The sequence below is a fragment of the Photobacterium sp. WH24 genome (assembly GCF_019204055.1).
Lineage (GTDB): Bacteria > Pseudomonadota > Gammaproteobacteria > Enterobacterales > Vibrionaceae > Photobacterium > Photobacterium arenosum.
The window spans coordinates 1-6,071 of record NZ_JAGSOZ010000036.1 but is presented as its reverse complement, the minus strand read 5'-3'; the positions used below and the strand labels follow the sequence as shown (position 1 = coordinate 6,071).

General features: G+C 46.6%; 4 protein-coding genes and 1 pseudogene. 2 read left to right on the top strand and 3 right to left on the bottom strand.

Features of this window, described 5'->3' with window-relative positions; translation table 11 throughout:
* Together KCG43_RS21150 and KCG43_RS21145 are read left to right on the top strand one after the other, a co-directional pair.
* A partial coding sequence (locus KCG43_RS21150) for an SUMF1/EgtB/PvdO family nonheme iron enzyme (RefSeq protein ID WP_218387433.1) occupies nucleotides 1-741 on the top strand: 741 nt, incomplete at its 5' end.
* 274 nt (nucleotides 742-1,015) lie between these two features.
* Nucleotides 1,016-2,077 (top strand): SUMF1/EgtB/PvdO family nonheme iron enzyme, encoded by a 1,062-nt coding sequence (locus KCG43_RS21145; protein ID WP_192016350.1) that lies wholly within the window; start codon nucleotides 1,016-1,018, stop codon nucleotides 2,075-2,077.
* A gap of 35 nt (nucleotides 2,078-2,112) precedes the next feature.
* Here the strand turns inward: KCG43_RS21145 and KCG43_RS21140 are convergent, their stop codons facing one another.
* From KCG43_RS21140 to KCG43_RS21130, 3 genes and pseudogenes are all read right to left on the bottom strand, one after another.
* Nucleotides 2,113-4,737 (bottom strand): LysM domain-containing protein, encoded by a 2,625-nt coding sequence (locus KCG43_RS21140; RefSeq protein ID WP_218387431.1) that lies wholly within the window; start codon nucleotides 4,735-4,737, stop codon nucleotides 2,113-2,115.
* On the bottom strand, nucleotides 4,734-5,345 hold the full coding sequence (locus KCG43_RS21135) for a DUF4123 domain-containing protein (RefSeq protein WP_218387429.1): 612 nt from the start codon (nucleotides 5,343-5,345) through the stop codon (nucleotides 4,734-4,736). Before KCG43_RS21135 ends, KCG43_RS21140 begins: the two co-directional genes overlap by 4 nt.
* Nucleotides 5,327-6,071: pseudogene (locus KCG43_RS21130) on the bottom strand (type VI secretion system tip protein VgrG); the annotation flags it as partial. The gene KCG43_RS21135 and the pseudogene KCG43_RS21130, both read right to left, overlap by 19 nt.

The following is a 6,071-nucleotide window of genomic DNA, read 5'->3' as shown; positions in this document are numbered from 1 at the left end:
TTTAGTCAGGAGACAGGGGCTGCCTTTCTCCATAAAGTCACACTCGATGCCTACTCAATCGCTAAGTTTGAAACGCGATTTATTGATATGGAGTGGATGCGCCAAATCAACGGACTGCCTGTGGCCAAAGATAATTCGCGTGATGGGTCAATTGTTCAACGGGATTCTGAACGATACGCACGATTAATCGTAAGTGAACAAAAAAATGACCCCGCCAGCGCCAAAGCATGGCAGGAAGCCAAAGATTACTGTCAATGGTTAGGGCAGGTCAGCGCATTGCCCTTCGACTTGCCCACCGAGGCACAATGGGAATATGCTGCCCGCAGTCGAGGCCAACATTACTATTTTGCCACCAACAATGGTTACAGTCAGGTACGCGGGGATATCTATTTCGATCCTGAAACAGAGTCTTATATTGAATACACTGAAAATGATGCCAATACATCAGGCGATATCGAGGTCGTCGACAAATTTTATCCGAACCCTTTAGGGGTTTATGGCATGACAAATCAGGTCAGTGAATGGGTGAATGACTGGTACTCCCCCGGCTATTATCAGATTTCTCCGGAACTCAACCCCAAAGGCCCTGCATCCGGCACACAGAAGGTTCAGCGCGATGCGTTAGGAACAACAATGACGTTCGCCCGGATTTATAATGATCCGGTCGAAAAAGCCTATTATCCAAGCACCAGCTTTCGCTGTGCGCTGCAACAAACAGACCCGGCGATTGGCCCGTCCTGATAGGGTTGACACTTTTAAGTTTTAAGTCTCAAGCCCCTTCCGGGGCTTGAATTACGCAGTTTGTGTCTCGCTTTCCTGATGGCGTTGAGTAATCTGTTGGTTAACTTGTGTTCTTTTACTGGCTCAGCCGGGTGGGACTTCAAGTAGATTTCTTTTTATCCATTGTGAACCTTATTCAAAAAACACCTGTGAATTTCCTGATTTAGCAGCCAGTTTTGTGTTTTTGTTTCTGGGGTTTCGGTAGACTAAGGCACTAAAAACAAAGGATTTCAGCATGAATATTTACAGGCTAGGACTTGCATGTACGCTGCCATTATTAGCGGCCTGCAATGACAACAATTCACCCATCAAAATCACCAGCGAAACCGTCTCTCAACAGCAGCTTGATACCATAGTTACTAATATCGAAAAGCGCTATCCTGAGGCGACCCAGGAACAAAAACAAAACGCCGCCGACGTGGTGGTACGTGCCATCGAGAATCTGGTGTTTGTTGAAGGCGGTAGTTTTGAGATGGGCGATTTTCGTGCCCCTTGTGATATTCCCAGCCGAACTGAGAACCGTATGGACTGGACGCCTGAAGCCAGTTGCTTAAGTTCCCCGGGCAGTGCTTTTGACGGCTCAAAACACCTACATCCAGTCACTTTAGATTCTTACTCGATCTCTAAATTTGAAACCAGCTTTATGGATATGGAGTGGATGCGACAGATTAATAGGTTACCTGTCGCAAGAAATAAACTTAATGGTTATATGCCCGTACCTGGTGAATACTTAAGTCGCTCTGACGAGGAATACAAAAAGCTGATCAAATATCATACAAAACACACTGTCGCGACAGGAACAAAATCCTGGCAAGAAGCAAAAGACTATTGTCTATGGCTGGGGGAAATTTCAGCACTCCCTATTGACTTACCCACCGAAGCACAGTGGGAGTTCGCGGCTCGCAGCCGAGGTCAGCATAAATATTACGCAACAAATAATGGTTATCTGCTACTTTCAGAAAGTATATATTTTGATCCTGAACTGAATAAATATATTGAAGTATCAGATTCAGAAATTAACAGTAGTACCGCGCCTGAAAAAAACTTAGGGGATTTTCCTCCTAACCCGCTGGGAATCTATGGTATGAGCAACAACAGGCCCGAGTGGGTCAATGACTGGTATGACAAAGATTACTACTTACAATCACCCGTTAATAATCCACAGGGCCCCGATTCTGGTGAAGACAAAGTAATGCGTGATGGATTTACCTTCGGACGAATTGATAAATCCCCTAATCAAGACTTTTACGTTTTAGCAAATACTTTTCGATGTGTTGTCAAAAAAACTGATAAATAAACGGATAAAATTATGGCCCTTTTGGGCCATAATTTCTACGCATACTGACTTGATCGACTCCGGTTATCAAGCATAGCTACTTGTTGCTCTACTTCGGAGCGCTTCTGATAAAAAGCCTGACCTTGCCGAGGGGTGAATGGCGTTTTGTCCATGTCTGCAACTGTATTCGTTTCCATCAGCGTCATTACCCATTCATTGAACGCCGATTGCTGGCTGCCATCCAGAATGGCGTTAATCCGTTTCAGGTTATGGAACATCACCTTGTCACCTGATTTTTTTTTGCCTTCAGAATTCATACGTTGCAGAATTTCTTCAAACTTATGCCAACTATATGTACTCTCGTGAAGCAGTTTATAAATCGCAGTTTCCTGTAATTCCTCATAATTAAATAGAAAGGTTCGAACCAAAGTATCCAGCATCATACCAATCGCCTCGGGCAAAAGCTGGTCAAATGGAACACCACTGCGGACTGAATCATCAAGAATACGCAATGCTAAAGTTTTCGCTTCTTCTTCCAAATAAGTAGATTCTTCTCGTAACAATCTTATTTGTGTAATCTTCTCGTTACCTAGTGATACCACCTGTTTCAAAGCTCCGACAGGGGAAGTGATCGCTGCTGATAAAGCAAACGCATAATACGTTGCCTCAACTAAATAATTATAAGCTGCTTCATTGATATTCTTCAGCACACGATAATCAACATATTGCAAGCCTTCCCAAATCACCTTCGCCAGATCCCAGAGCTTCCGGGCATCAATCGTGACCGAGACTCCACCGCCAGCGCCCACACCCCACACGAGTTTGGCGGAAACTTTCAGGAAAAATTTGCCTCTATCCAGATAAAGTGCGAATTCTGCAGTATAACCACCGCCAATGGCCACATTACCTTCGGTTTTAATTCCAGCCAAAACAGAAAACTTTGCGCCATCTTCTTTTTTGGGGGATTGCCATTCGATATCTCCGGCAAACTCACCACTGAACTGAGCACCGGCAAAGACATCGGCTTTGACACCGATTTGTCCGCCTTCTGTTGTCCCCATTTCCACCCGGGGACTGAACATTACGCCTAAACCACTTCCGTTTGATCGATTTCGTCTGGCGTTTGGATCAATCATCACGCCAATATCATCATCGGCTGTTGGCCTACCATTGCCAATACCAGCCCCGACCTGAGCCGAGACGCCTAAGAAGCATCCCACCTTTAACCTGACATTCACCCGAAAACAACCAAATGAGTAAACTGCCGGCTGTTTGTTCTTATCCGTGTAATGAAGTTGTACTGCTGTGCCTGCATCACTGGGTAAATAAAGATTAGAGGTGACCGCAGCCTCTGCGACAGAAAATGCCGCCGAGGCACTGATACCCAAATCTATTTTGCCTTGTGCTTGTCCATTTTCATCTTTCTTTAATGGGTTCAGGTTGGCATCCAGTGACGCCTGCATTCCCCAGCGCCCCAGTTGGGCTTCAGGCGTCACTGCAAACCATGTATTGCCCTCTTCATTGTGAATCGCATGCGTAGATTTCCATTCAGCGATTTTGTTACCCGGTGCGACCCACTCATTGAGTTTAATACCGATACTTTCCCCTAAGCGAGTCCGGTTTTCTTTATTTTTAAAATCACGTTGAATGGCCTTCCCCAACGCCTTGAAATCTCCTTTTTCAAATGCATTTGCGAAAGAAGTGCCTCCGAATGGCATCCAACTGAGCTTGGTTTTGTAGACACGCTCTACGAACTCCCCTCTGAGATAAAAAGTCCCGTCACGCGCCACTGAATAGACTTCTCGCACAGAATGACGAATAGGAGGCTCACCTAATTGGTGAAAGGCATCCAGTCTCCCTTCTTTCTTGACCGACATCGTTTGAAGATTCGCTTTTTTTGCGCCATGCTTCGTTTTCTCATCATCCTGAGCTTTTCCTGCTAAGGCCTCCCACTTCGTAAGCTCGGCTTTGATTTTTGAAGAAAGCTGTTCTTTCATTGACTCTGTCGAGCTTTCGTTTGAAATCCAGTTCCCATAATTTTCGATATATTTGAGGCGAGCTTTGAGTTCTGTCACTTTGGCTTGGGCAAGTTTAGTGTTCTCAGCATCCCGCTCTTTTTGTGCTTTTTCCTGACGTTTTTGTTCCGCTTTCACAGCAGCCTTATTTTTTGCGTTGGGTATCGGAAGCAGACCTGCATAAGCGAGATCCTGGCATAACGCTTCACGCTTGAGAACGTGTGCCTCAAGTTCGGCTTTTGTTGCAGTGGTTGGCGGCGCACTGTTCACCACATCCATGTAACATTGAAAAAGCGTTTGAGTTTGTTCGATTTCCTGTTCAAGTTCTTCAACAGCTTTTTTATCAAGAACATAGAATTGATGTACCGGATCACCTGTTAAGAACACAATGTCTTCAATTTCTTTTGGTTGGCACAGAGGCTCCCTTTCCAGGGTGCATGTTTCTGCCGGAGGGGACACAGAAGCCACCGGCTCAACCGGAAATGTGGGTTCTACAGGTCCAGATGCCGGGGGCTCAGGCAGCTTTATGGTGTCACCTGCGCGGATAAAATCAGGATTCGGCTGGTATTGAGGATTTAGCTGCAATAGCGAATTAAAATCAATCTGGTGCTCAATGGCAATTTCAAGCAGCGTATCATCAGGCTGCACAGTATATGTCGCTGTCATGATGGTTGATTCCGTGACCATTGTTGAAGGATGGTTTGCATTGTGTTTCGCTGGGATTCAGACAGAACCCAGCGCTCCACTTCTGAAGTGGACGAAGACGATTTAATTATTGGCGCGCTTAACCAATTTTTGTCGAACCATTGGATTTGCGACAACAGAGGAAAAAACTGATGGCGTTGGTTGTCCCTTATTGAGCCAAGCAAAGGAACTAAAGCTCTGGGGTCATAAAAGCGAAATATCACTTCCGCGTCGCCTTTATCCACGATGACTCGTTGTCGTAATGTCTGCCAAAGATCACTCGTTGCAACGGTGTCCGGTGCGATAAGCAAACAACCGCATGGTGCGGCAACCATCGCTTCACGACAGAGTTGAATAGCCGGTTCACTGCGACGCAATGAGACCAGCATCGGACTGTTTTCCAATTGAGCAAACCGGGTTTGTGAGAACAACTTTTGGGCATCAAGCGGATCCATCACACGGCTGAGTTGTATCTGCCAGTCAGGCCATAACAAGGGCTCAAACAGCACATAGGCGTTTTGATCTGAAGCAGGTAAAATGGGGTTGGCTTGCTGAATCTGCCATTCCGGTTTTAACGGTGCAATTGACATGTTTTCCCTCTTCCGCATTCACAAAGTTCCATCATTAGCGCGCCTTCTTCTATCATGCTCTGATAGACAGCAGACGTGATCACGGGTGGCTTTAATCGTGCAATCGATAGTCCGATCGGGCTGAGGGAGCTCACCCCTTGATTGCTGCCAGCGGCGGCGCCAGGATTAATGTCGACCTTAGCCCCTCGCAGTGCCACGTCACTCACGCCGTTGAGCGTAATGGCCGTGCCGTAAAATTCGATCACACCGCTGCTTTTCAGCACCAATCCGGCAGCACCGACTTCCACTCTGATTTCATCAGCAGAAACAACCGCAGCTTCTCCTTCTGCACGGATTGAAGTATCGCCTTGGGTTTCGATATGAAAATCGCCCCCGACCGTCAGTTGATCGCTCCCCCCGACTGAAGTGGTACGGGACGCGAGGATCACCGTGGTCAGATCCGCACCAATCTCAAGCGTGTCGTTTTGACCAATCTGAACCCGTCGGTGTGCTTCCAACTGACGGTGCTGGTTGCCAACGACACTGACAACTTCGTTGGCCTGATAATTCACCGTGACATCCTGATCGACCTGTTCGATCAATGTCTGTTCGTTGAGTGACGTTTTATTCCCGTGAATCAGTTCTTTCCGATCTCCCTGCACTGCAATTTCACGGTGCTGTACAACCTTCAGTTCGTCATCCTGTCCGATATGGCTGAAGCGGTCATGCAGTACCAGCGTGTTCATA

What these genes read in the sequence shown, in the direction of transcription:
- KCG43_RS21140 (WP_218387431.1), bottom strand. Translation starts at nt 4,737, where the DNA reads ATGACAGCGACATATACTGTGCAGCCTGATGATACGCTGCTTGAAATT.
- KCG43_RS21145 (WP_192016350.1), top strand. Translation starts at nt 1,016, where the DNA reads ATGAATATTTACAGGCTAGGACTTGCATGTACGCTGCCATTATTAGCG.
- KCG43_RS21135 (WP_218387429.1), bottom strand. Translation starts at nt 5,345, where the DNA reads ATGTCAATTGCACCGTTAAAACCGGAATGGCAGATTCAGCAAGCCAAC.